Raw genomic sequence first — 263 nt, forward strand, 5'->3', positions numbered from 1 at the left:
CATAACGTCTTGAACGATGTGCGCGGATGCCAGAGCGCAGGGTTCGCGAGCGCGGCTGCATAGTCTTCGGCGAGACCGATGGCGACGAACGTGAAACCCTCGCGGCGCGCGGCCGCTTCGAATGGCGGATGCGAACAGAACACCACGCGATGACCGCGCGCGGCGAGCGCCCGCCCGACGCCGAGCAGCGGGTGCACATCGCCAGCCGAACCTATCGCCGTGATGATGATTTGTGCCATCGGGCCGCCGTGCGTGTCAGTCGT

The 263-nt window shown here is 66.5% G+C and carries 1 protein-coding gene; it reads right to left on the reverse strand.

The features are described from left to right. On the reverse strand, positions 1–239 hold a 239-nt coding region (locus tag SB786_RS36615), incomplete at its 3' end, for a glycosyltransferase (RefSeq protein ID WP_410731636.1). Between the last annotated feature and the right edge of the window lie 24 nt (positions 240–263).

Origin of the sequence: Burkholderia sp. SIMBA_062 (assembly GCF_046534765.1) — a bacterium.
Lineage (GTDB): Bacteria > Pseudomonadota > Gammaproteobacteria > Burkholderiales > Burkholderiaceae > Burkholderia > Burkholderia ambifaria.